12 protein-coding genes are annotated in these 24212 nt (G+C 56.9%); 8 read left to right on the top strand and 4 right to left on the bottom strand.

Annotated features, from left to right (window positions below):
- Positions 1-2 precede the first annotated feature (2 nt).
- The 3 genes from ACLHIJ_RS06800 to ACLHIJ_RS06790 all read right to left on the bottom strand — a co-directional run bounded on the left by ACLHIJ_RS06800 (position 3) and on the right by ACLHIJ_RS06790 (position 4664).
- On the bottom strand, positions 3-737 hold the full coding sequence (locus ACLHIJ_RS06800; RefSeq protein ID WP_411298778.1) for a hypothetical protein: 735 nt from the start codon (positions 735-737) through the stop codon (positions 3-5).
- 219 nt (positions 738-956) lie between these two features.
- Positions 957-2003 carry a UDP-glucose 4-epimerase GalE gene (gene galE / locus ACLHIJ_RS06795; RefSeq protein WP_411298777.1) on the bottom strand — a complete coding sequence of 349 codons (1047 nt, stop codon included), beginning with the start codon at positions 2001-2003 and terminating at the stop codon, positions 957-959.
- A gap of 198 nt (positions 2004-2201) precedes the next feature.
- The gene (locus ACLHIJ_RS06790; protein WP_411296867.1) at positions 2202-4664 is read right to left on the bottom strand and encodes a bifunctional metallophosphatase/5'-nucleotidase; all 2463 of its coding nucleotides are present in this window, start codon (positions 4662-4664) and stop codon (positions 2202-2204) included.
- A gap of 823 nt (positions 4665-5487) precedes the next feature.
- Between ACLHIJ_RS06790 and ACLHIJ_RS06785 the strand changes: the two genes are divergently transcribed.
- The 8 genes from ACLHIJ_RS06785 to ACLHIJ_RS06750 all read left to right on the top strand — a co-directional run bounded on the left by ACLHIJ_RS06785 (position 5488) and on the right by ACLHIJ_RS06750 (position 23892).
- Complete coding sequence (locus ACLHIJ_RS06785; RefSeq protein ID WP_411296868.1) at positions 5488-6747, top strand: MFS transporter; 1260 nt, start codon at positions 5488-5490, stop codon at positions 6745-6747.
- A 33-nt stretch (positions 6748-6780) separates the two neighbouring features.
- Positions 6781-7662 carry a TetR/AcrR family transcriptional regulator gene (locus ACLHIJ_RS06780; RefSeq protein WP_411296869.1) on the top strand — a complete coding sequence of 294 codons (882 nt, stop codon included), beginning with the start codon at positions 6781-6783 and terminating at the stop codon, positions 7660-7662.
- A gap of 390 nt (positions 7663-8052) precedes the next feature.
- Positions 8053-9066, top strand: a complete 1014-nt coding sequence (locus tag ACLHIJ_RS06775; RefSeq protein ID WP_411296870.1) for a biotin--[acetyl-CoA-carboxylase] ligase — start codon at positions 8053-8055, stop codon at positions 9064-9066.
- A 2-nt stretch (positions 9067-9068) separates the two neighbouring features.
- Positions 9069-11081, top strand: a complete 2013-nt coding sequence (locus ACLHIJ_RS06770) for a biotin carboxylase N-terminal domain-containing protein (protein WP_411298776.1) — start codon at positions 9069-9071, stop codon at positions 11079-11081.
- Positions 11078-12646, top strand: a complete 1569-nt coding sequence (locus ACLHIJ_RS06765) for an acyl-CoA carboxylase subunit beta (RefSeq protein ID WP_411298775.1) — start codon at positions 11078-11080, stop codon at positions 12644-12646. The genes ACLHIJ_RS06770 and ACLHIJ_RS06765 overlap by 4 nt, the downstream gene beginning before the upstream one ends.
- A gap of 141 nt (positions 12647-12787) precedes the next feature.
- Complete coding sequence (locus ACLHIJ_RS06760) at positions 12788-22672, top strand: fatty acid synthase subunit beta domain-containing protein (RefSeq protein ID WP_411298774.1); 9885 nt, start codon at positions 12788-12790, stop codon at positions 22670-22672.
- 59 nt (positions 22673-22731) lie between these two features.
- On the top strand, positions 22732-23226 hold the full coding sequence (locus tag ACLHIJ_RS06755; protein ID WP_411296874.1) for a holo-ACP synthase: 495 nt from the start codon (positions 22732-22734) through the stop codon (positions 23224-23226).
- Between the two features lie 63 nt (positions 23227-23289).
- Positions 23290-23892 carry a biotin transporter BioY gene (locus ACLHIJ_RS06750; protein ID WP_411298773.1) on the top strand — a complete coding sequence of 201 codons (603 nt, stop codon included), beginning with the start codon at positions 23290-23292 and terminating at the stop codon, positions 23890-23892.
- A gap of 78 nt (positions 23893-23970) precedes the next feature.
- Here ACLHIJ_RS06750 and ACLHIJ_RS06745 read toward each other — a convergent pair whose 3' ends face one another.
- The gene (locus tag ACLHIJ_RS06745) at positions 23971-24117 is read right to left on the bottom strand and encodes a hypothetical protein (RefSeq protein ID WP_411296876.1); all 147 of its coding nucleotides are present in this window, start codon (positions 24115-24117) and stop codon (positions 23971-23973) included.
- Between the last annotated feature and the right edge of the window lie 95 nt (positions 24118-24212).

The raw sequence follows: 24212 nt of genomic DNA, 5'->3' as shown, positions 1-24212 counted from the left end.
CGTTACTTCTTGGAGTACTGGAGGCTGCGCCCAGAATCCTGGGCCACGATAATTTTATCCCCAGTTACGTAAGCAGCCTGCACCATTTCCTCGACGTGCTCTAGCCCACTATTCGCCCCACTCGTGCTCTTAGGCTGATCGTTTTCTTTCGGATTGTAAAAATCGATGATAGCCACGCCATCGGTCGCTTCCCACACAAAATCCTTACTGCCAGCAGAGTTAGAGGCGATGCCCTTGCCATCTTTGTGGAATTCCAACGTCGTATAGTCAGACTCTATTGGGTCATAAACACGTTCGGACTCTCGCTCAGCTTCTTGCTCAACTTCCCACGTACCGAGGAGGCTATCTGTAAGGGCGCTATCGGCATCCGCCCGCTTCAACCACACTTCAACAGTTCCCTGTGAATTTGAAGACGTAGCTGAGAGAAGACCATCTTGAAACCTAAAAGTCATTTCATCGTCGCGCTTTTCCCAAACTGTTATGCCATCAACAGATTCTTTCCACGAAAAGTCCTCCACATCAAGGTCTCCATGATCAAGCTCTATGAAAAATCCCGTTCCGTCTTCTCTAAAGTCCGCATACCCAAAGAAATCCATATTTTGGTAAAAATCGGCAGCATGTGTTTTTCCATCTTCAACATCATGATCAACAACCCAGCCACCGACAACTTTTCCGGTACTCAGTTTCTTCACGGTATCTTCCGAAAAGCCACACCCGGCAAGTAATACGATCGACATGAGCACAGAAGAAACCAGTGCTAAGCCCCTTTTACCCATATCCGCACCATCCGATCCTCAATATCTATGACATTTAATGAAAATAACCGTTCAACTGCGACTTTGGGATCAAGTATATAGCCACAATTGCGAACTAAGATCACAGAACGGGCGTATGAATATTTTACCCCAAGAGGTTAGCTATTCTGACGTGGAAATTGCCAGCTTTACGGCAGAAAACTAGCTACCCGCGAGAATCCGTGGCAGCCTCTCACTCCAGCTCACAGCATCCCGAATCCCCTGCACCACACTCAACTCCGCCTGCCATCCCAAGAGATCACGAGCTTTATCAGTGCTCGTCACCGTGCCAGCGACATCACCCAAGCGCCGTGGCGCATACTCCACCGGCAGTTCAACCCCCATTGCTTCGCGAAACTCATTGAGCAACTCAAGAACAGTCGAACCGCGCCCAGTTCCTAAATTAATAACGTCAAAACCCCGAGCCTGGCTCTGAGCCATGACCCGATCAAAATGCGCCAACACTGCTACATGTGCCCTGGCAATATCCCATACGTGAATATAATCGCGCACCCCAGAACCATCGCGGGTGGGCCAATCCGTGCCGGTAACCTGGAACACCTTATTCTCGCGATAGGCCTGAATCATCTTTCCTAAGGCATGAGTTGGATATGGATTTTGTAAGCCAGTACGCATAAGCGGATCAGCTCCGATGGGATTGAAATACCGCAATGCCACTGCCTCCACCTCGCCAGCAGCCGCCGCATCCGCTAACACCCGCTCATACATATATTTACTCGCCGCATACGGGCTAGCGGGAGAAACCGCCGAGGATTCATTCACACACAGATCCGCATTATCCGCATAGAGGGCAGCCGTTGAGCTAAACACCACCCGACGCACACCGCACTCAATTAGCGTCCGCAATAACACGATGGATTTAGCAATATTTGTCTCATAGTATTCCACCGGATGCGCCACCGATTCCGGCACGACGGTTTTCGCGGCGCAATGGATCACTCCCCAAATCGGGCCATGTTCCGCAATAATCCGGCGCACGAGATCACGGTCGGCAATATCCCCCTGGTAGGCAATACGCCCCTGTGTAAACTGCGGTAAGCCAACGCTAAAATCATCGACAATGATCGGGGTGATGCCGTGGTCGAGGCAATAGGACGCAATGGTTGATCCAATAAAACCGGCACCACCCGTAATAAGAATTCGCGGGGAGGATGCGGTTAGATCCGTGCCGTCCACTTCGCTGTACACGCCCAGGACTCCTTTCGCCTGACAACATACATCTCAAGAGTAAAGGACAATGCCCCTGGATAAGACGACATCAGGGCGGGAGAAGAATTCTCCCGCCCTGATGTGCTAGTTCATCTCTCGCAGTACGGTATCTGCCGAACGAGGCTATTGCTAGCCGCTGGCACTACCAATACCCGAGAACGTATGCCGTAGCGTTCCTTATGCGCGACGGCGGCTGACACCCGCAGCCACAGCACCTGCGGCAATGAGGGTGAGCGCAGCAATGCCCATTCCAGCAACCGATGCACCAGTGTGTGCCAGCGGCTTACCCGGCTTGACCGGAGCAGGCTTCGAGTCGATCGGCTTCGTCGGTTCCGGCTTGACGCCGTTATCCCCGCCTGGCGCCGGAGCCGGTGCAGCCTTAGCGCACTCAACCTTGACACCCATCGGCTCGTTCGTGCCGACCCAGTAGATCCGCAAGTTTTCCTTCTCAGCTTCCGAGAGGGAAACATTGCTATCCGGGTCGAGACCCATAAGCGGAACATTGATTACTTGCCCCTCATGACCCTTACATGCCGTCTCAGCCTTCATCGTCACCGGAACAAGCGCCTGACCAGCACCGTCGGTGGTGATAATAGCCTTCTCGTTCTCCGAATTCGGATCGTAAAGCGAGTTATTAATATCAGCAGTGCCCTTATCGTCAGAAGCGAAATACACCGTCACGCTCTTGTACGCATCCTTGAGCGGACCTTCGGAGAAAGATAGACCGCGCAGAGCAACGTTGATGGTATCGCCCTGCTTAACGACTTCCGTCGGCAAGGTCACGCCGATGGAGCGCTTCTCTATCGGCTGGCTGTACGGCTTCTCCTTCAAGTAACGAGCGAATACATCACGATCAAGCTTGGAAACGAGTGCCGGCTTGGTTCCAGTCGTCAACGCCGGGAAGGTATCGCCACCTTCAAGGAGGAATACCACCGAGGCAACCGTGTACTTCTTGGCAAGATCAATAGGCTTACCGTCAATCTCAATTGCCGTGATGCGATCGCCAATTGGGCGGCTCGGATCGTAGATGTAGCCGACATTATCGGATACCGCGATCTTCAACAGCGGGCGGGAATTCTGAGTGGAAAGGTTCGTCTTCCACTGCTGCTCAAGCGTATCCTTGAACGCTTGACCCGTGATCTCTACATAGCCAATATCGTTCGAGAACGGAAGAACGTCGTAGACGTCGCGATAGGTAATCTCGCCCTTATCGTTCGGAACGAGATCCTCGCGCAAGCCACCAGCATTCATAATGCCAATATCGATGGTCTTGCCAGCTTCCTTGCCTACCTCAACGCGCATTGCGTCGGCAACAATATCTCCGAGGGTAGATTCGATACCGCGGTTCGATCCAGGAGTGGTGACCTCATCGGGGTTCTTTGCGAAAACACCGCGATAGTAGGGGTACTTCGAGGTGGCAACGACTTCCTTGCCCTTCTCATTGGATTCAACGACGGCCTTTTCAACAACGGCCTTAACGTCAGCCTGATCGCCACACTGTGCTACCTCAGAAGCCGGGATAAGGATCGCGTCGGAAGAGACGACCTTGCCCGTCTTCTTGTTGAAGGTAAAGCGCAAATCGCCGAGGTTATCGGTGTACGAGCCCGAGGCAACACCGGAGAGCTTGTTACCCTCTGCGCCGTTGACCATATCGAACTCGTATGGCACGTGGGTATCGCCACCCATCAAGCCATCAATTGCCGATCCCATCTTTGGGTAGTTCACCTTGACGTCATCATCCAGCATCGCGATGACGATATCGGCTTCCTTATCTGCCTTGATCTTCTTTGCCAGATCGTTGAGCGGCTTGGTCGGATCGTTGAAGGTCAAGCCAGCAACCGCACCAGGAGAAACCTTGTACTCCACGTCGTTAGCAATCGCACCGATGAAAGCGACCTTGACGCCGGACGGAGACTCCCACACTTTGTACTTGCCCAAGTACGGGGTGCCGTCAGCCTTATTGCCCATACCCTCAACATTCATTGCCAGGTAGGGGAAGCCAATCTTGGTGAATCCATTGGTGCCATCAACGCGATCCTTGAATTCCTGGACGCCGTTATCCAGCTCGTGGTTACCAAGCGTTGACGCAATAGGCTTGAGCAGATTCAATGCCTCAATCGTCGGGTTATCCTTCAACATGCCAGAGGCGAATGTAGAAGCACCGATGTTATCGCCCAACAGGGTGAAAGATGAATCCGGGTTGGTCTGACGAGCCTTGTTCAGGTAGCAGCCCATTGCAGAAAGACCAGCTTCAGTGACCTTACCCTTTGACTTCACCTGCTCGATATGACCGTGAATATCGGTCAACATGTACAAATCCAGAGTGACAACCTCGTCACCATTGACCGTCTCCACACTGCGCGGGCTCACTGACTCAGCCGCCGGAGTTGCTCCTGGAGTGGAATCGGTAACGGGTGCAGCTTCAGCCGGTGCCGCTTCAGATCCACCATTGGAATCCGTTGCCGCCGGGGCTGCTGGCGCAGGAGCCGATTCTGCCTCGGCTACTGTGCTCTCGGATACTACCGCAGCATCTCCTGATGCCGGCGATGTTGAATCAACATCTGCCAATGCCACCATTGGCGCGGTAAACAGCGAAAATGCGGCAACACCGCCGAATAGGGCGTGCTTAGGTAGCTTCATTCGCGTTCTCCTCTTGATTAATTTGAGTGCTAAAGATCGTGACGTGACGCACAATCACGAACAAAGTCTACCATAACGGGCACTGATTCACCCCTGCTTTTGCCAATTAACCCGCACTATACCCCAAAGACCACCACCCAAACAGAACGCCAGATAGCAGCCTCACCCACCTGTTTTCCACATTCCCTTCTCGACACATCCGAACACATGACGAGCAGCCTTCGGCACATATTGTCACGACGCGATTTCCAACACACCTGCCCGCAATGTGCATACATCTACCCAACGCACAATTCTCGGCAGGCAACCCGTCACAATAGATCCTGGATGCGCAATTCCTATGCAATTCCTGCATAACCCCTCCGCATACCCCTGATAGATAGCCCTACCGCCGCGCACTCCCCGCCAACAGGCAAAAAGAAGAGCGCCTATTACCTACCGCCCCTGACGCCTGCCTCACAGCCTTAGCGGGCAACTCTCCTCGCATAACCCCTGGCATCCCGCTCATAACTGCCGGCACACAATCTTTCAGCACAAAACTACTGGCAACACAACTACGTCAACGCACAAGGCAAAACAAGAAAAGAAATAAAAACGGATAGAGCGCACGCACAATGATGCGCTCGGCATGCGCAAAGCCATCTGAGCCTCCACGCGCAGCACTAAACGTAACAGGATGATTTCGTCGGCACACTCTGCATTAGCGGAGTACTGAAAACAGCACGGCGAAACTGCACCTCAGCATGTAGGCACATTCCCTGCCTTACCTACGATCCGGTAACCTGTTACCTTAACCGTACCGAGAAGCACAGAAACATATCGCATGACCCACAGCCGCACACCCGCTGACCCACACTGGGTTCGCCACGTAACCTTTCTCCTTGCCTCCCAAGGCATTTCCCTTCTCGGCTCAGGGATCGTTCAGTTCGCCATCTTGTGGCATCTGACCCTCACCACAAAATCTGGCACCATCGTCGCCCTCGCCACCGCGAGCGCCTTCCTGCCACTCGTCGTGCTCTCCCCTATCGCCGGAGTATGGGCTGATCGTTACAACCGTCGGGTCATCGCCGTATGCTCCGACGCTTTCGTCGCCCTCATCACCCTCGGCATCTTCCTGGCCTTCCTCACCGATCACGCCTCGCTCCCACTACTCATCGGCGCTTTAGCTGCCCGTGGCGCTGGCGGAGCAATGCAACGACCTGCTATCCACGCCATGCTGCCCGGATTCATCCCCGAGGAGAAACTCCTACGCGTCAACGGAATCGCCGGATCGGTCACCTCGTTAACAGATATTTTGTCGCCCGCACTCGGCGGAGCAGTCCTGGCGCTATGGCCAATTCACAGTGTGTTCCTGATCGACATCGCTACCGCCATCATCGGCATCGCCTTATTCTGGATCTTTGTTCGCGTCCCCAGCGCCATGCCAGAACCAAAAGAGCTCAACGCATGGCACACAGAAATGCTGAGCGGCTTGCGCTACGTCCGGCATCACGCATTCTTTTTGCCATACCTAATGCTCATGGGTCTGTCGATCTTCGCCATCTCCGCTCCCGGAATGCTCTCCAGCCTCTACCTCGTACAAAAATTCAACTCCGACACCAGCCAGCTCTCCATCATGGAAACCGGCTTCGGCGTAGGCGCTCTGCTGGGCGGAATCGCCGTCTCCCTCTGGCCGATCTTCCGTCGCGAACTATCAACCATCGCCCTGGCAACCACCACTATTGGCGCTATTACTATTTGCCTGGCACTCGCCCCGAACTACGGGGGATTCGTCATCTTTATTGTGCTGCTTGGCTTCACCCTGCCGTATATCAACGCCCCCGCAATAACCTTGTTCCAACGCTCCTGCGATCGGGCACACCTGGGCAAAGTGATGTCCCTCGTCATGATTATTAATGGCGCACTCATGCCCCTTGGAGCTGTTGTTTTCGGGCCAGTGAGCGACCATATCTCGCTGGAAACGATCATGATTATCAGCGGCCTGCTGCAATTTATCTCCGCTTTCTTAACCGTCTCGCTTCCTCAATTACGACGAGTATCTGCCCCGCAACACATCGCCCCGCCAGCCGCAAGTGTCCACTAGGCTAGAAGCACGACAGCAACGGAAGGGTGCGTTATGGCCAATCGGTTTGATACCCAAGATAAACTCATTGCCGCCACTCGCGAACTGATCGTCAGCGCGGGAATTGAAGGATGCACGCTGGAGAATATCTGTGCCCGTGCCGGATTTACTCGCGGCGCGTTCTATTCCAACTATTCGTCAAAAGAATCCCTGCTAGCTGCCGTCGCCCAGGACGAATATGCCAACCTGATCGAGGTGCTCCGCGCAAAGGTTGACCACTGGGAAAACGAGGATAGATCCGCCAAACAACAAGAAGCTCCACAACTCGAAGATCTGCTCTTTGAAGCAATCGACGCCATTGGCATGAACCGCGAGCTGTATATCCTGCACTCTGAAATGCTGGCCCGTTCAGTGCGTCACCCTGCCTGGGGGTTGCAATTAAAAGATCTCAACAACGAGTTCATCCACTCCCTTGGGGACGTCCTGGAGCATATTTTGCAAGCAGTTGGGCGCGAACCGACGGTGCCCATGTATCCCCTGACCCACGCTGTTATTGGGGTTGTTATGCGCGGGGCCGGAATCGAAGCCTGGCGCGGGGCAATGGACGCATACGCTGACGAGCGAGCTGCCCAGCAGGCCGCTCATGGGATAGCACCTGGCGGTGCTGCCAGGGCTGGTTACAGCGAAACTGCTGGCAGTAGGGCTACTGCCGAGGGATCTGCGGGCACTATCCCGAATAAGGCAACTATCTCTTCGGCTGTTATCAGTGGAACTTCCGCTAACGGGCTTTCCCCGGAAAGGATTTCTTCTGAGGGGCTCTCCCCCGAAAGAACTGCTGTGGGCCGCCCACCTAGTAGGCGCAGTTCCCTCGCCCAAGACATCCTGGATTTCGTCCTCGTCTTGCTGCGCTCCTCGTCACGGCCAATATCCGGCTAGCCTGGCGAACAGCCAACAAAGCTCGGTAAACATCCCGCCGCCCATGCCATATTCACTTCATCTTGGTTAGCTACTTTTATCTGTTACGCTCTCGAACGCACCCTGATACGTCGTAATATGCGCATGGGGGCTGGCACGTGCTAGCCCCATCAACAACCTACGCAATTGCGTTTGGGCAATATCCACCGATCAGCACTGAAACACCAGCCCTCCTCCTTATCCTGGCAAGCTCGCGTTTATATCAACTCGGCGCACCACGAAACCACTGCGCATCCCCACCCGAACAATCTCTCACAATCACTGTTTTCCGCGATATATCAAGCAATACTCAGCCTGCATATCCATCTGGATACAAAAGTGTATTTCTCATTGCTCCGCATCCTTTTCAAGATGGCTGCGATGGAAGAAATCACGATTGTTCGTCTTGCTGACGTCGATTCGACAAATGACGAGGTGCGCCGCAGACTTGCCGCTCACCCGAATACCCCTGCCGGATGGACAGTCTGCGCTGACCACCAAAGCGCCGGGCGGGGACGCTACCAACGCCAATGGCTTGACGAACCTGGGCAATCGCTACTGTTTTCCACCTGGACAACTCCCCAACCTCACCTGTTGAATTGGGTCAGCCCCAGTGCCGGTATCGCCTGCGTGCGCACCCTACACCGCTGGGGATACCGCAATATCTCCCTCAAATGGCCCAACGATATCCTGCTGCGCACCGACACCGGATATGCCAAAGCCGGCGGAATCCTCTGCGAATTCCACGAACAACCCGAGGGCGTGATCGTCGGAATCGGAATGAACTGGCACAGCGTTCCCCGCTCATGCCTCACGGCCATAACCAGCCACACCACATCTGCTGACGGGCCGACGCCCACCCACACTCTTGCCAATAGCACCACCAGGCATGCTGGCTATCGCACCGCCGATAGCCACATCACAGCAGAGATGCAAACAAATGAGCAGAACCACGCTCACCCTCATATCCGCACCCACGCGAAAACACACCACCATCTCGACATCACTCACACCCACCCGCTATCGGGACCCGCTGCCGCCATCTGCGCTACAAACCCCTCCCATAGTGGCGTAATTAATGCCCCCGCCCCCACCGTCATGCCTTCCCACCTCCACCCCACCGCCCTTATCCCCGATATTCTTCACGAGCTCCACGCCCTCATGCACCACATGACGCCATCGCAACTCCACGCTGCATATCGCCAGCACCTCACCGGCCTGGGGCAACCCCTGAAAATTGCCCTCGCCTCCGGCAAATATCTCACCGGAATTGCACAGGACGTGGATGAGGCAGGCGCACTCATCCTCCACACCTCCACCGGATACCAGCGAATCACCTGTGCGGATGTCTCCTTACCAGATTCCGCCACAACCCCTGGGAGCTAGCCATGAAGAAAATCCTTGTCGCCAATCGCGGCGAAATTGCAGTGCGAGTCATCCGCACGGTACGCGAACTGGGATACCAGAGCGTTGCGGTCTACGCCGAACCAGATATTCACACCCTGGCCTGCGATCTTGCCGACGAAGCCTATTCACTAGGCGGGCACACTGCAGCCGATACCTACCTCAACCCTGCCGCCATTCTTCAAGCTGCACGGCGCTCCCACGCCGATGCTATCCATCCCGGATACGGATTCCTGGCCGAGGACGCCGACTTCGCCCAAGCCGTCATTGACGCTAACCTCACGTGGATCGGCCCCTCGCCCCAAACCATCCGGCAACTCGGCGATAAAATCCAGGCGCGGCAACTCGCTGAATCCATTGGCGTTCACACCATCCCCGGGATCTCTGACGCAATCTCTGATCCCGAGGCGGTAAGCGAATTTGCCACCCAATACGGCTACCCGCTCCTTATTAAACGGGCCGACGCTGGCGGCGGGCGCGGCATCACCCGCATCGACAACGCTGCAGACCTCATCCGATTCTTCACCGAGCAACTCGACGCCACGCAAACCTCCCCATATTTCGTTGAGAAGCTCGTCGAACATGCCCGCCACGTCGAAACCCAATGTGTGCGCGATAGCCACGGCACATTTTCCGTCGTTTCTACCCGTGACTGCTCAGTACAGCGGCGCAACCAAAAGGTTGTTGAGGAAGCCCCCGCGCCCGGATTATCCGATCAGCTTCAGGATCTCCTGTACCAGTGGTCCAACGATCTATTCGCTGCAGCACACTACGTCGGCGTGGGAACATGCGAATTTCTCGTCAGTGCTGACGGACAGGCGTATTTCTTAGAAGTGAACCCACGCCTACAGGTCGAGCACACCGTCAGCGAAGAAATCACCGGCATCGATCTCGTTGCCGAACAACTACGCATTGCATACGGGCAATCTGCCAGCCCGATTCCACAGCCGCGCGGGCACGCCATCGAAGTGCGGGTCACCAGTGAAGATCCCGCGAATGATCTCATGCCAGCCTTAGGGCGTATTCATGCGACGACCTGGCCAGGCGGTTTAGGGGTGCGCGTCGATACCTTTATTCGCCCCGAAGATGAAATCGGCGGTGGATTTGACTCCCTCATCGCCAAAATCACCGTCCGTGCCGCAGATCGCGATAGCGCACGAGCACGGTTACAGCGCGCCCTGGAAGAACTATCCATCCTCGGATTGCCCACCTCTGCTCCGCTGTTGCGCCACATTATTGCCCATCCAGATTTTGCTGGGCTGGGCAGGTCGGACGCAGGCAACTCGGTGTACACCAAATGGCTTGAGGATAAGGATATTCTTGGGGAATTTGCGCAGATGCTCGCAGCCCAAAACGGCGACACCTCCTCAGGCATAGCGCCGGTGGCCGCCGCCGGATCTTCTTCTCATCCCTCTACCAATGCGTCGGCGCCGAGCGCACCCACTGCCGCTGGTATGCCATCCGGCTCTCCGGCAAACTCCGCCTCGGCAACCCCATCACGGGAACACGCTACAGTATCGCAGGCGAACAACCGCGCTGCTCGCAGCTACGTCATTGAGGTTGATGGCCGACGTATGCGCCTATCTCTGCCGCCGGATCTGACGTTAATGCCTCACGTCGGGAATGAATTTTCCCCTTCCGCTGCGCTACATGCCACCACTATCAACGCTGCGAGCAGCGCAAACGCCACATCATATCGCCCGTTACAGCGGTTAAAGAATCGGCGCGTTACCACCACCGAATCCGATGAGCAGCGCGCCGGAGAGATCACCGCTCCTATTCCAGCCACCGTTGTTCGCCTCGCCGCCCAGGCAGGCCAGGACGTCATCGAGGGCGAGCTTCTCATCGTTCTCGAAGCCATGAAAATGGAGAAATACCTCTACGCCCCCTGCTCTGGAACACTTGACGAACTCCACGTCAGCGTCGGCGATAGCGTCATGACGGGGCAAATCTTAGGTCATATTTCTCCTACCGAATCGCAGGAGGATTCCCAATGAGCACCCTTGAATTCACCTCCGACCAGATCGGACGCGAAAATTTTGCGGAACGTGCCGCCGCCATGCTGGAGGCTGCCGAAGAACGCGCTCGCAGCCGGCAACATCCAAAAGGTCGGCTAACTGCGCGCGAACGAATTACTCGCCTGCTTGACCCCAACACCTTCCACGAGATCAACCGTTTCCAAGGTGGCGATATTGACGCCGGATTCCTTGGCTCTGCGGTAATTACCGGATTCGGCACGATTGACGAACGCATGGTCGCCGTCTGGGCGCAAGATTTTTCCGTCCAAGGCGGCACACTCGGGCAAGTCGAAGGAGAAAAAATCGTCCGGCTCATTGAACAGGCCCTCACCTTGCGTATCCCTATCATCTCCCTGCTCGATTCCGGCGGGGCTCGCATCCAAGAAGGCGTTACTGCACTGGCAGAATACGGTCGGATCTTTAAGGCAACCTCCACAGCCTCCGGCGTAATCCCGCAGATCTCCGTGATTCTTGGCCCATGTGCCGGTGGGGCCGTCTACGGCCCAGCATTGACCGATTTCATCATTATGACGAAGCGTTCTTCCTACATGTTCGTCACCGGCCCCTCCGTCGTTAAAGCTGCCACCGGCGAGGAGATCTCCTCAGAGGATCTCGGCGGCGGCGATTTACACAACACCCAATCTGGCGTCGCGCACTTTTTAGCTGAGGATGAGGACGACGCCTTAGAGTACGCCCGCGCCCTCATGACGTATCTGCCGTCAAACTGCCAGGATTCCCCGCCCCACTACGCGTTCGATCCCAGTTGCATACCGGCGGCTGCCGCCCGCGTCGGCGATCTCGTCCCAGAATCGGCCAAACAGCCCTACGATATGGTCAGCGTGGTTGAAGCGCTCGTCGATCACGGCGAATTCCTGGAGGTGCAGAGCCTTTTCGCTCCATCCATCGTCGTCGGCTTCGCCTGTTTTGAGGGGCGACCCGTCGGAATCGTCGCTAATCAGCCCCTACATGACGCTGGCACGCTTGACGTCAACGCCTCAGAAAAAGCTGCCCGTTTCGTCCAGTTCTGCGACGCTTTCGGGCTACCCATCGTCACCCTTGTTGACGTCCCTGGATACCGCCCCGGCTCCGAGCAAGAACGCGCTGGCATTATCCGTCGCGGCGCCAAGATGATTACTGCTTATTCGTCGGCCACCGTCCCGCTCATCACCGTTATTATCCGCAAAGCCTACGGCGGGGCGTATATCGTCATGGGCTCGAAATCTCTTGGTGCTGACGTGAATTATTCCTGGCCCGCCAGCGAAATCGCGGTGATGGGCTCTGAAGGTGCTGTCGATATTCTCTTCCGTCGCGAACTCATCAAGGCCGGTGAGGACGGGAAATCTGTTGCCGAACAGCGCGCCAAATATCAGGAGGAGTACGCCAAACAATCCGTCAATCCCAATCTGTCACTAAAAAAGGGGGAACTCGACGCCTTGATTGAACCCAGCCAAACCCGATCCGTGATTTGCCGTTCCTTATCCGTGCTGCGCACCAAGCAACGCGAATGTCACTCCCCGCGTATTCATGCCAATGCGCCGCTATAGGAACACATAGGAACACAGGCGCCGCCTGCTATCCCGCCTATTTACCGCAATAACTCAATCAACATAAAGAACATTCTCATCGTCACTGTTTAACCACCATCGGGCTTCAACACAAAGCCCTAAACCTCGTAGGAGATCCTGATGACTCGTCCTTTCTTCTCCGATCTAGCTTCGCGCTATGCCTTAGCTTTTGGCGGGCAAGGAGCATATTGGCAGCCAGCCCTGCGCAATGCACTGCTTGATCCGCAAACCGGCCCGGAATTACGCGCCTGCTACCAGCGAGCCTGGCAGATTTTGACACCCGTTCGCCCGGATCTTGTGCTGAGTGTGCCCGGCGCATACGAAGAGCTGGATCGCGTGATGAAAGGTGAGGCCGATGCGGCACTGAATCTGCCCACCGAAGCAGCTATCTCGTTGCCCGCCATTGTGCTGACCCAAATAGCACAGTTGATTAACCTCGAGCACACCGACCTGGATCTGGCAGCTAATCCGCCCACAGCCTACCTCGGGCACTCTCAAGGAATTCTCGCTGCTGAATTAGCCCGCCGTATGTATCAGCCTCGCGGTGTTGATAGCGAAGATCAGTCGCAACACACATTGGCAGCACAATGTAGCGACGCCAAGTGCGAGCAGGGCACACCACAGGGCGCCAATACCCGCACACAAAGCCACTCATTGAGCGGCGCAAACTGCGAAAACCCTGATTATCGCTGTGAACTGCGGGCCTCCATACTAGCTGCCGCTCTAGCGATCGGCTATGCCGCGAGCGCAGGCACGGCCCAATACAACTGGTCACAGCCGGAGGGCAGTTCCCCCATGCTCTCGGTACGCGGCGCAATTACTCAACTACCCATCTCTATTCCCGCCGAGGTGTATCCGGCCGTCACTAATGGCCCGCACTCACAGGTATGGGCAGGCAGCCCGCATGAGCTGACGAGATTCCGCGCGGATCTGGAACAGGCCGCCGCCCAGTACAACGCGGATTTAGCTGCCCGCAAATTTGGCGGATCACCAGCCCATTTACAGTGCGATTTCTTATCTATCAGCGCGCCGTTCCACACCGAACTGCTCGCTCCTGCCCTCAGGCTATTAACCGAATGGGCAGATCGGGTATGTGCTGCCAGTGCCGATACGACCAATAACGCTGATAAAGCTGACAAGGCTGGTTTTGGTGACGGTTCTGCTGAGGCTGGCAGCGCTGGTTCTAATACTGGTTCTAGTGGCTTTGGTGACGCCGATAATGCTGGCAGCGCTGAGGACACTGCCAATGCTGGTAATACCTGCCACCTTGGTAACACTGGCAATGGCAATAACGCCGATAGCCTGAATAGTGCCGATTTTACGCATGACAGCACCGCCACCGAAAACGGCACCGCCGCTGGGAATTTTGGCGTATTAGAGCCCGCTACCGTGCGCAAACTCGCCGAAGAGATCCTCGTTTGCCCAGCGCAGTGGCCAGAACATATCACTCGCGCCCAGGAAGCCGGAGTGCTCTGGTTTATCGATCTTGGCCCCAGCGACGCCCTGACCCGTATGAGCGCCCCACTCGTGCAGGGCAGCGGCACTGGATTTATCGACGCCTCCACTGCGGCAGCTATGCAGGATCTCGATACCGCAGGCGTGGAGATTCCCGAACCGCGCTCTTATACCGAATATCTGCCTCGGCTGGTGACCTTACCCGACGGTCGCACTGTCCTTGATACTGCTTTTACGCGACTAACTGGGCGTTCACCCATCATGCTGCCAGGTATGACCCCGACGACCGTCTCTCCCGAAATCGTTGCCGCCGCCGCTAACGCCGGATTATGGGCAGAAATGGCTGGCGGTGGGCAATACTCCGAAGAGGTCTTTACCGACAACAAGAACGGCCTATCCGCACTCCTTGATGCCGGACGCACTGCCGGATTCAACACCATGTTCTTCGACCGTTTCATGTGGAACCTGCAATTCGGCGTCAACCGGATTGTGGCAAAAGCCCGCCAAAACGGCGCACCTTTCGATGCGGTGACGATCGCAGCCGGTATCCCAGAACCTGATGAAGCCCGCGAACTGCTGACCTCACTCCATGCCGACGGCTTCCGTCATATCAGTTTCAAACCCGGCACAACCGAACAAATCCACGCAGTCCTCAATATCGCCCGCAGCAACCCCGAGCACGACATCATCATGCAAATCGAGGACGGACATGCTGGAGGGCATCACTCCTGGGAAAACCTGGATGACCTCCTGCTGGCCACCTATGACGATATTCGCGCAACAAAGAACGTCGTTTTAGCCGTTGGAGGTGGCATCGGAACACCCCAGCGAGCAAGCGACTATCTCACCGGACGCTGGGCCTACGCCTACAACAAGCCCGCCCTGCCAGTGGACGCCGTTTTCGTCGGAACTGCTGCTATGGCAGTAAAAGAAGCCCGCACCTCCCCGCAGGTCAAAGAGCTACTGCGCGATACACCCGGAATCACCGAAGGCTGGATCGCACAAGGAGAAGTCGCCGGCGGGATTACCTCTGGGCTATCACACCTGAGCGCGGATATGTACGAAATCGATAACGCCTCCGCGCGGGCTTCACGACTCCTCCATGAAATCAACGGCGATCCCGAGGCGCTCACTGAACGTCGCGAAGACATCATCGCCGCATTGGCACAAACCGCTAAACCTTACTTTGGCGATGTTGCCGAGATGACCTACGCGCAATGGATCGAACGGGCTATCGAACTGAGCTACCCCTATGCCGATTGGACCTGGCAGGATCGCATCTTTGATCTGTTCCACCGGATCGAAGCCCGCCTGAACCCCACCGATCATGGGCAGATTCCAACCCTGTTCCCCACCTCGGAGGATATTGCCGACGCTCCAGCAGCCCTTGCCTTGCTTCTTGAGCGCTATCCGGAGGCTCGCACGCAGATCGTCCACGCCACCGACGCAGCCTGGTTCGTGGAACTATGCCGCAAACACCATAAGCCGATGCCTTTCGTGCCCGTCCTGGACGGCGATTTAGCGCGCTGGTGGGGAACGGACACCCTCTGGCAATCTCAAGATCCGCGATTCTCGGCTGACGCTGTGCGCATTATCCCTGGACCAATTTCCGTCGCCGGTATTGATCGGATTGACGAACCCATTGGGCAGATGTTTGCCCGCTATGAGCAGGCCGTCGTCGCTGATGTGCAATGCGCAGAAGGCGCACCGGCTGTATTCTCGCGCCTGGCAAACGCCGCCGACGCCGAAGAGTACCTCCGCAACACACCGTTCCTATCCTGGAATGGCAACCTCATGCCTAATCCGCTTGTCAGCCAGGCGGATAGCACTGAGATCTGCACCGACGAATCCGGCATGACGATTCGCGTCACCTGCGATACCTACTGGGATGACCTCACCACAGAAGCCACCTCTGATTCGCAGCCCTATGCAGTGCGCGCTATTGATATTCCGATCCTGCTGCCAGAATCGTGCCACACTGGCGGGTATCCGGTAGTGGATATGGAACGGCTATCCGTCAGTGCCTTTGATCTATTAGCAGGCGCTGCCGGAGTGGGTTCCGTATCTGCTACGACGGCAGACGCGATCACAGAGCTACCTGCCGTCCAGATAACCGACGGGGATAACGCCCCCTTTGGTCGGGTGCATACGACATTCACTTTTGCTCGCGATCTCGGCCCGATTCATCGCCGCGCCACTGGCGAGGCCTTACATCGCACACCTAGCACGCAGCGCCCGGAACAGCTTGCCTCTTTTGTTCCTGACGCGCTCGTTGGCCCGTGCTGGCCAGCCATTTATGCCGCGCTCGGTTCGGCGCGCTACCAGGGATATCCCGTCATTGAGGGGCTTATCAACGCCGTTCATCTGGACCATACCGTCCGGATTGTCGGGCAGCTCCCTCCGGCTGAGGCGAATATTGATGTGGAAGCCTGGTGTGCTCAGTTGAGTGAATCCTCCTCTGGGCGCGTGGTGCGTGTGGAACTTTTATTGCGCCATGACGGAAAGGTCTGGGCCGAACTGACTGAACGTTTCGCCATTCGCGGCCGCGTCACCTCTGCCCAACCTCCTGCTGCCGCACCGGCACTGAGTAGCGGCGAGGCCATGATAGATACCCCGCGCAGCTTTATTCGCCGGTGGCGAGTGGGCGCGCCGGCAGATATGACTGCCTTTGCGAATATCTCAGGGGATTTCAATCCGATCCACACCTCCTATGCGGCCGCCCAATTAGCTGGGCTGGAGGCGCCGCTGGTGCACGGCATGTGGCTCTCCGCTACCGCCCAACATGCCATGTCTGCTCAACTGATCCCCGATCCGACACTCTCGGCAAACGCCACAACCGGATACCGTATTGAACGCTGGTCATACCAGATGTTCGGCATGGTGAATCTGCGCGATACCGTGGATATTACGGTTGAACGAATCGGGCGGATCGCTGGCGGATCGCTAGTTTTCGAAGCAACCTGCCGTATCGCAGATGAGATCGTCGCTATCGGGCGGGCACACGTCGCACCGCTGCGAACCGCTTATCTCTATCCTGGTCAGGGAATCCAACGGGCCATGATGGGCTTGGAATCCCCCTCGCCGGTAGCTCGCGAGATTTGGCGGCGGGCCGACCAGCATACCCGCACCCAGCTCGGTTTCTCCATCGAAGCTATCGTGCGCGAGAATCCCACCCAGATTACCGTCAATGGCGAGGTATTGCGCCATCCTGACGGGGTTCTCAACCTCACCCAGTTCACGCAAACAGCGTTAGCTACCTTGGCTTATGCTCAGACGGAGGATCTGCGCTCGCGTGGACTCCTCGCCCGCGATGCCTTCCTTGCTGGGCATTCCCTCGGCGAATACAACGCGCTATCGGCCTATGCCCAGATTTTCCCCTTAGAAAAGGTGCTGGAGATCGTCTATCAGCGCGGATCAGCTATGCATCATCTGGTTCCCCGCGATGCTGATGGACGTTCCAACTATCTACTTGGTGCGCTCCGCCCGAACCAATTTGGCGTCAGTCATGACGAAGTGGACGAGTACGTCGCTGGGATTGCTCGCACTACCGGCGAATTCCTAGAGATCGTCAACTACAATCTCGCTGGATCGCAGTATGCGGTTGCCGGAACAGTTGCCGGTATTCGCGCGTTGGAAGCCGACGCGGGGCGGCGCGCTGAGGAAGCCGGTGGGAAACGTCCGTTCATGCTGATCCCTGGCATTGACGTCCCGTTCCATTCTTCTGCCTTGCGCTCTGGCGTGGACGCATTCCGGCACACCTTAGATAACCTGCTACCAGAAAATGTGGATTATCGCCCACTACTCGGGCGTTACCTGCCGAATTTGGTGGCTCGCCCCTTTGAACTGACGCAGGAGTTCGCTCAGTCCATCCTTGACGTCGTGCCCTCCCGTCTAGTTGCCGATTTAGTGGCACAGTGGGATCAGGCGATCGCGCAGCCACAGGCGACCGCACGGACTCTGTTGCTCGAATTATTGGCCTGGCAGTTCGCCTCTCCCGTGCGCTGGATTGAGACGCAGAACTATCTCTTCCGTGATGCCGACGCTGATCCGGCTGGAGCTGGCGTCCAGCAGGCCATTGAAATCGGCCTCGGCTCAGCGCCCACCTTGGCCAACTTGGCAGCAAAGACCTTAGCCGCTGACGAGACTGCTGGTCAGCATGTGGTGATCTGGAATGTTGAACGCGACGCAGCCCGCGTCACCTATACCGATTCGCAGGCAGCGCCCGAGGTATTGGACGCAGCTAGCGATAATCCAGCAGATCGTGGAAATACCGAGAACGAGGCACGTCTTTCTGCTGCGAGCCCTGCCGCGGTAACGGAAAATGCCGAGGTTAACGCCGAAACACATGCCAGCTCAGCAGCACCAGAAACCGCACAGTCGGGGGCGGCGCTACCCAATAGTGCGGGCGTTCTCACCAGCGATTCCTCCGCCGCGATTGCCGCCAGTGACGCCCCTGAGCTGCCTTTGCGCGCCTCGCATGCCGTGGAAATTCTCTTGGCCTACGCTAATCGCATTACCCGCGAACAAATCAGCGCTGAGGATACCGTGGAATCTTTGACAAACGGAGTTTCCTCCAAGCGCAACCAGATCCTCATGGATATGGCCGCAGAGCTGGGCGTTCCGTCCATTGACGGGGCAGCCGAGGCAACGATCAGGACGCTAGCTCCGCACGTTGATAGCGTGGCGGGGACGTACCGCACCTTAGGGCCGGTCTTGCGGGAAGCCGTCACTGCCCGACTGCGAAAACTGCTGGGCAGTGTCGGTGTGAAACCGAGCCATATCTCCGATCGGATAACGAGCACCTGGGGGCTACCTGCTAGCTGGGTCGATCACGTACATGCGGAAATCCTGCTCGGATCGCGCGATGGCGATTCGGTGCGCGGCGGGGCGCTGGCCACACTGCCGCTATCCGTCAGTAGCGCTGCTGATCTGGATGGGCTCATTGATAGTGCTATCTCCTTGGTGGCGGCGCGGCATAACGTACACGTTGCTCCACCACACAGCGGGGCAGGCAACACTAATCAGGTAATTGATTCTGCTGCCTTAGACGATCTCCGTCGTCAGCTATTCGCCGAAGATGGAATTCTCGCTGGTCATGCCCGCGATCTGCTGGCCCGCCTGGGGATGACGCCTAAGGCAGCCCAAGCCGTGGCGTATCTCCACGATCAGCAAGAATCTCTCGGGGCGCTAGCGGAACTCAATACCGCTATCGACGCCGAACTTGGCCCGCGTTGGCTGGAATCCATCACGCCGCGCTTCGTCCGTGAACAAACTGTTTTATTGGATGATCGCTGGGCCAGCCTGCGCGAAGATTTGGCACAGATCTACGCTGGAACTCGCCCGTGTGACGTCCCCCAAGAGCATTTCCGGGGCAGTGGTCACGCTGTGGCAGAACTTGCCCGCTGGTATGCCCGTCAGGACGCTTCCCCACACGCCGAATATTTCCTGGCCGTTGCCGAGCAGGCAGAACGTCCGGCAGATGAGCGCGAATCCGCGGATATTGCGCTGGTTACTGGCGCTGCCCCGAATTCCATTGCGGAAGCTGTGGTCGCCCGCCTACTAGGCCAAGGGGCAACGGTTATTATGACCGCTTCGCAGATCACTCCGGCGCGGCTCGCATGGGCAAAGCGCCTGTATCGCCAGCACGCATCCGTTTCGGCAGCGCTGTGGCTCGTTCCAGCAAATCTGAGTAGCTTCCGTGACGTCGATGCGCTCATTGAATGGATCGGAACGCCATACACCCAAGCCGTCGGGGCAACGACGAAAGTTCTCAAGCCGGCACTACTTCCCACTGTGTTCTTCCCCTTTGCCGCACCTCGGGTGCAGGGCATGATGGGCGATAATCCCAGTGAAGCCAGTGGGCAGATGCGGCTGCTGCTGTGGAGCGTTGAGCGGGCTATTGCCCAGCTTGCACAGCTCGGACGCACGACTGCGATTTCACATCGCGTCCACGTCATTTTGCCTGGCTCACCGAACCGAGGGACATTCGGCGGAGATGGAGCCTACGGTGAAGCGAAAGCCGCTTTTGACGCCATTATGAATAAGTGGTCGGCAGAGCGCTCCTGGCCCGATCGTATTTCCTTGGTTCGCGCCCAGATCGGGTGGGTGCGCGGCACTGGGCTGATGGGAGGCAATGACGTGCTCGTTCCGGCAGCTCAGGCGGCTGGGGTACACGTGTACTCCACCGACGAGATTGCCGAGGAACTGATTGCGCTCACTGACGCGGAACACCAAGCGGCAGCCAGCCGTCAGCCGCTTGATGTCGATCTGACCGGCGGTTTGGCCAGCGCACGCCTCAACCTTGCCGAGCTGGCCGCGCACGAGCGCGCCTCCCAGCAGGCACAACAAGCCGGACAAGCGGGACAATCCCAGCAAACCCAGCAGCACTTTGGTCAGCACAGCGCCGAGTATGCTGGCGGGCAATTCGGGCAGGTATCGGATACGGGCAACGCTGGCAGGCAGCTATCGTCAGCCAATGGGCAGTTATCGACAACCACTGCTCAAAATAGCGGCGCCCACCTCGGTATTAGCGCAGTTCCACAACCGGCACAGATCGCGGCACTGCCCACCTTGCTGCCAGCTACCATAGCGCCACAGATGCCGTGGCCATCGGTGACAGCGCGCCTGGATGAAACGATCGTTATCGTCGGAATCGGCGAAGTCAGCGCCTGGGGATCGGGTCGAACCCGTTTCGCTGCCGAATTCAGTGAGAATTTCGATCTAACCGCCGCCGGAGTTTTAGAGCTGGCCTGGATGATGGACCTGCTCACCTGGAACGATTCGCCCGTCGCTGGCTGGTATGACCGCGAGGGCAATCGGGTTGCCGAGGAAGATATTTATAAGCGCTTCCGCGATGAGGTGATTGCCCGCTGTGGAATCCGCGAATTAACCGATACTGAGCACATCATCGAAAGCGGATCGAATGACGTGATAACCGTCTATCTCGAATCCGATCAAGAGTTCTCAGTTTCTGACGAAGCCGAGGCAGAGCGATACCGCCTAGCTGATCCGGACTTCACCGAGATATTCCCTCTCGACGAGCGGGATCTCAACAGTGAATGGATTGTGCGCAAACGAGCTGGTGCGCCGGTGCGCGTCCCGCGTCGGGCAGCATTGAGCCGGCACGTCGCCGGTCAACTCCCTGAGGGATTCGATCCGCGTAAGTGGGGAATCCCGGCCGCTATGGTTGACTCCCTTGATCCGGTGGCTGTATGGAATTTAGTGACGGCTGTCGATGCCTTCACTCATGCTGGATTTAGCCCAATTGAGCTACTTCAAGCTGTGCATCCAGCCGAGGTATCCTCCACGCAGGGCACCGGAATCGGCGGGATGAACTCCTTGCGCAAGGTGTTCCTCGATCGTTTCCTCGGTGAAGATCGCCCCCAAGATATTCTCCAAGAGGCACTGCCTAATGTTGTGGCTGCTCACACCATGCAGTCCTTTATCGGTGGATATGGGCAGATGACTCATCCGGTAGGGGCATGTGCCACTGCGGCAGTGTCTATCGAAGAAGCTGTCGATAAGTTGCGCCTGGGCAAGTCGCAATTTGTGGTTGCGGGCGGTATTGACGGGATTTCCGTCGAATCCCTCACCGGATTTGGGGATATGAATGCCACTGCCGATACGGATGCCATGCTGGCGCAGGGGATTGAGCCGCGCTTTATTTCGCGCGCGGGAGATCGCCGTCGGGGCGGATTCTTGGAGGCAGAAGGCGGCGGAACGATTTTGCTCACCACGGCAACGGTAGCGGCAGATCTGGGGTTGCCCGTCTACGGGGTTATCTCCTACGCTCAGTCCTTTGCCGACGGAGCACATACCTCTATTCCGGCTCCGGGTATGGGTGCGCTCGCTGCTGGCCGCGGCGGATCAGCTTCTCACCTGGCCCGTTCTTTGCAGGCATTAGGGCTGACGCCAGATGACATTGCTGTGGTATCGAAGCATGACACGTCTACCCATGCGAATGACCCCAACGAAGCGGAACTACATGCCCGCCTTGCTCGCGCTTTGGGGCGAAGTGACGGCAATCCGCTGTACGTCATTTCCCAAAAGACGATCACTGGGCATGCCAAAGCAGGAGCAGCCGTATTCCAAATCGGCGGCTTGTGCGATGTATTCCGCACTGGGCAGTTACCGGCCAATCAGGCGCTGGATTGCGTGGATCCGGTCATGCGCGAGCACGCCCCACTGGTGTGGCTGCGTGAGCCGTTGACGCTACGCGAGCCAGTTCGCGCCGCCATGTTGACCTCATTGGGATTCGGGCATGTGGCAGCGCTCGTCGCCCTTGCACATCCGAGTGCCTTTATGGCGGTTTTGGCGGCAGAACGTGGGAATGAGGCCGTGGCGCAATGGCGGAATTGCGCCCAGAAACGACTGCGCCACGGGCAGGGGCGCTTCGAAGCCGCGATGACGCATGCTGCCACCTTGTTCACGCCTATTGCGCATCGGCGTTTTGATCAAGCAGATGACGCCCACGAGGTTGAGGCAGCCCTGCTTTTGGATCCGCAGGCGCGGCTCGATAGCGACGGCGTCTTTCGGCAACAGCGGGCGTAGCCACCCCGCACAGGGTTTCTTATCCTCTGCAATAGCCACATAGAAAGGTATCTATACAAATGAGACGCGGTATTGGCATCGATCTGGTTCATATTCCATCTTTTCAGGCACAGATGGAACAACCTGGAACTCAGTTCGCTCATGTTTTTACCGCACGTGAGCGGCGTGATTCTGGACTTCATACTCAATCACGCCCCTCATCACCCCCACCTGCGCGCACCTATGCTTCTTTGGCAGCTCGTTGGGCTGCTAAGGAGGCAGCGGTTAAGGCGTGGTCCGATTTGCTTTTCGGCGAACCACCCATGATTGCGCCGCAGGATTTTTCTTGGAGCGATGTTGAGGTGATCCGTGACGCCTGGCATCGCCCCCAATTGCGCTGGCATGGGCAAGCAGCCGCCCAGTTGGAGGCCTTAGCGACGCAACGTATGAGCCGTTACTGCTGGTCTGTGTCTTTAAGTCATGACGTGGACTATGCCGTGGCCTGGGTTGCCGTCAGTGAAGAAGACGCCAGCGGGCCTCTCCCTACTCACGATCCGAGTTTTCCGCTCACATAACCTCATGTCCCGAGGTACGCAATATCCCTAACTTGTCACCTGATCCGCTCAAAGGAGAAAGCTATGACTGTTTTATCTATCCGACCTGTTCTTGCCGATACCTGGGTTCCCCGCGCTTCGCTGGTGCGCGATATTGCTCTCAGCGTCACCGGCGCTATCGCAGTGGGAGTTCTTGCTCAGGTCAGTGTTCCCGTCTGGCCGGTTCCAATCACCGGGCAAACGCTCGGCGTAATGGTCGTCGGCGCAGCTCTTGGCGCACGCCGAGGAGCACATGCACTGTTGCTGTATCTTCTGCTAGGGCTGGCAGGAATGCCGTGGTTTGCTAATTTCACTGGCGGGGTGGCAGCGATTGTTAAACCGTCCTTTGGCTTCATCATTGGATTTATTCCGACGGCTTACGTCATTGGCCGGCTGGCAGAACACCGGTGGGATCGCCACCAGTGGCTATCCTTTGCGGCTTTCGGAATTGCCTCGGTTATTCCGTTCCTGTTTGGCGTGCCGTATATGTGGTGGATGCTGCACCAGGCGGGTACGACGTTGAGCCTGGCAGCAACCCTTAACACTGGAGTCACTCCTTTCATTCTTGGCGGGGTTGTCAAAATGATTCTTGGCGTGGCGATCATCAGCGCACTGTGGAGATTTACCACACCGACGCATCGACGATGATCTTTCTGGTAGGAACGCAGGCAGCGAGTAGGCTTACTCGCTGCCTGTTTTTATCTATCTGCTCATATCCCGTTACTATCACCGTATTCCCGCGCCATATTCTCCCCGTTTTTCGTCGCTTTCTATTTCCATCTGGAATCCGGACGCCGGTTTTACTAATTTGCTGGCAGTGCCAAGACTCCATCCGGCAGGAATATTCGAATGAGCGGCAATTCTGCGGAGCATACAAGATCCTTTCGCGTTTATCAGTGGAGAGTTTTCTGCTGCTTCCTCTCCTCGCCGCGCGGATTACCTCGCCCTGCTTGTTGAACATGCCCGAG

This window comes from Trueperella sp. LYQ141, assembly GCF_046599555.1.
Taxonomy (GTDB): Bacteria; Actinomycetota; Actinomycetes; order Actinomycetales; family Actinomycetaceae; genus Trueperella.
This window is presented reverse-complemented; position numbering and strand designations above follow the sequence as displayed.

Coding starts and splice junctions, on each gene's coding strand:
- ACLHIJ_RS06755 (WP_411296874.1), top strand. CDS start 22,732: ATGAGACGCGGTATTGGCATCGATCTGGTTCATATTCCATCTTTTCAG.
- ACLHIJ_RS06790 (WP_411296867.1), bottom strand. CDS start 4,664: ATGAAGCTACCTAAGCACGCCCTATTCGGCGGTGTTGCCGCATTTTCG.
- ACLHIJ_RS06775 (WP_411296870.1), top strand. CDS start 8,053: ATGGCTGCGATGGAAGAAATCACGATTGTTCGTCTTGCTGACGTCGAT.
- ACLHIJ_RS06760 (WP_411298774.1), top strand. CDS start 12,788: ATGACTCGTCCTTTCTTCTCCGATCTAGCTTCGCGCTATGCCTTAGCT.
- ACLHIJ_RS06770 (WP_411298776.1), top strand. CDS start 9,069: ATGAAGAAAATCCTTGTCGCCAATCGCGGCGAAATTGCAGTGCGAGTC.
- ACLHIJ_RS06780 (WP_411296869.1), top strand. CDS start 6,781: ATGGCCAATCGGTTTGATACCCAAGATAAACTCATTGCCGCCACTCGC.
- ACLHIJ_RS06800 (WP_411298778.1), bottom strand. CDS start 737: ATGTCGATCGTATTACTTGCCGGGTGTGGCTTTTCGGAAGATACCGTG.
- ACLHIJ_RS06750 (WP_411298773.1), top strand. CDS start 23,290: ATGACTGTTTTATCTATCCGACCTGTTCTTGCCGATACCTGGGTTCCC.
- ACLHIJ_RS06765 (WP_411298775.1), top strand. CDS start 11,078: ATGAGCACCCTTGAATTCACCTCCGACCAGATCGGACGCGAAAATTTT.
- ACLHIJ_RS06785 (WP_411296868.1), top strand. CDS start 5,488: ATGACCCACAGCCGCACACCCGCTGACCCACACTGGGTTCGCCACGTA.
- ACLHIJ_RS06745 (WP_411296876.1), bottom strand. CDS start 24,117: ATGCTCCGCAGAATTGCCGCTCATTCGAATATTCCTGCCGGATGGAGT.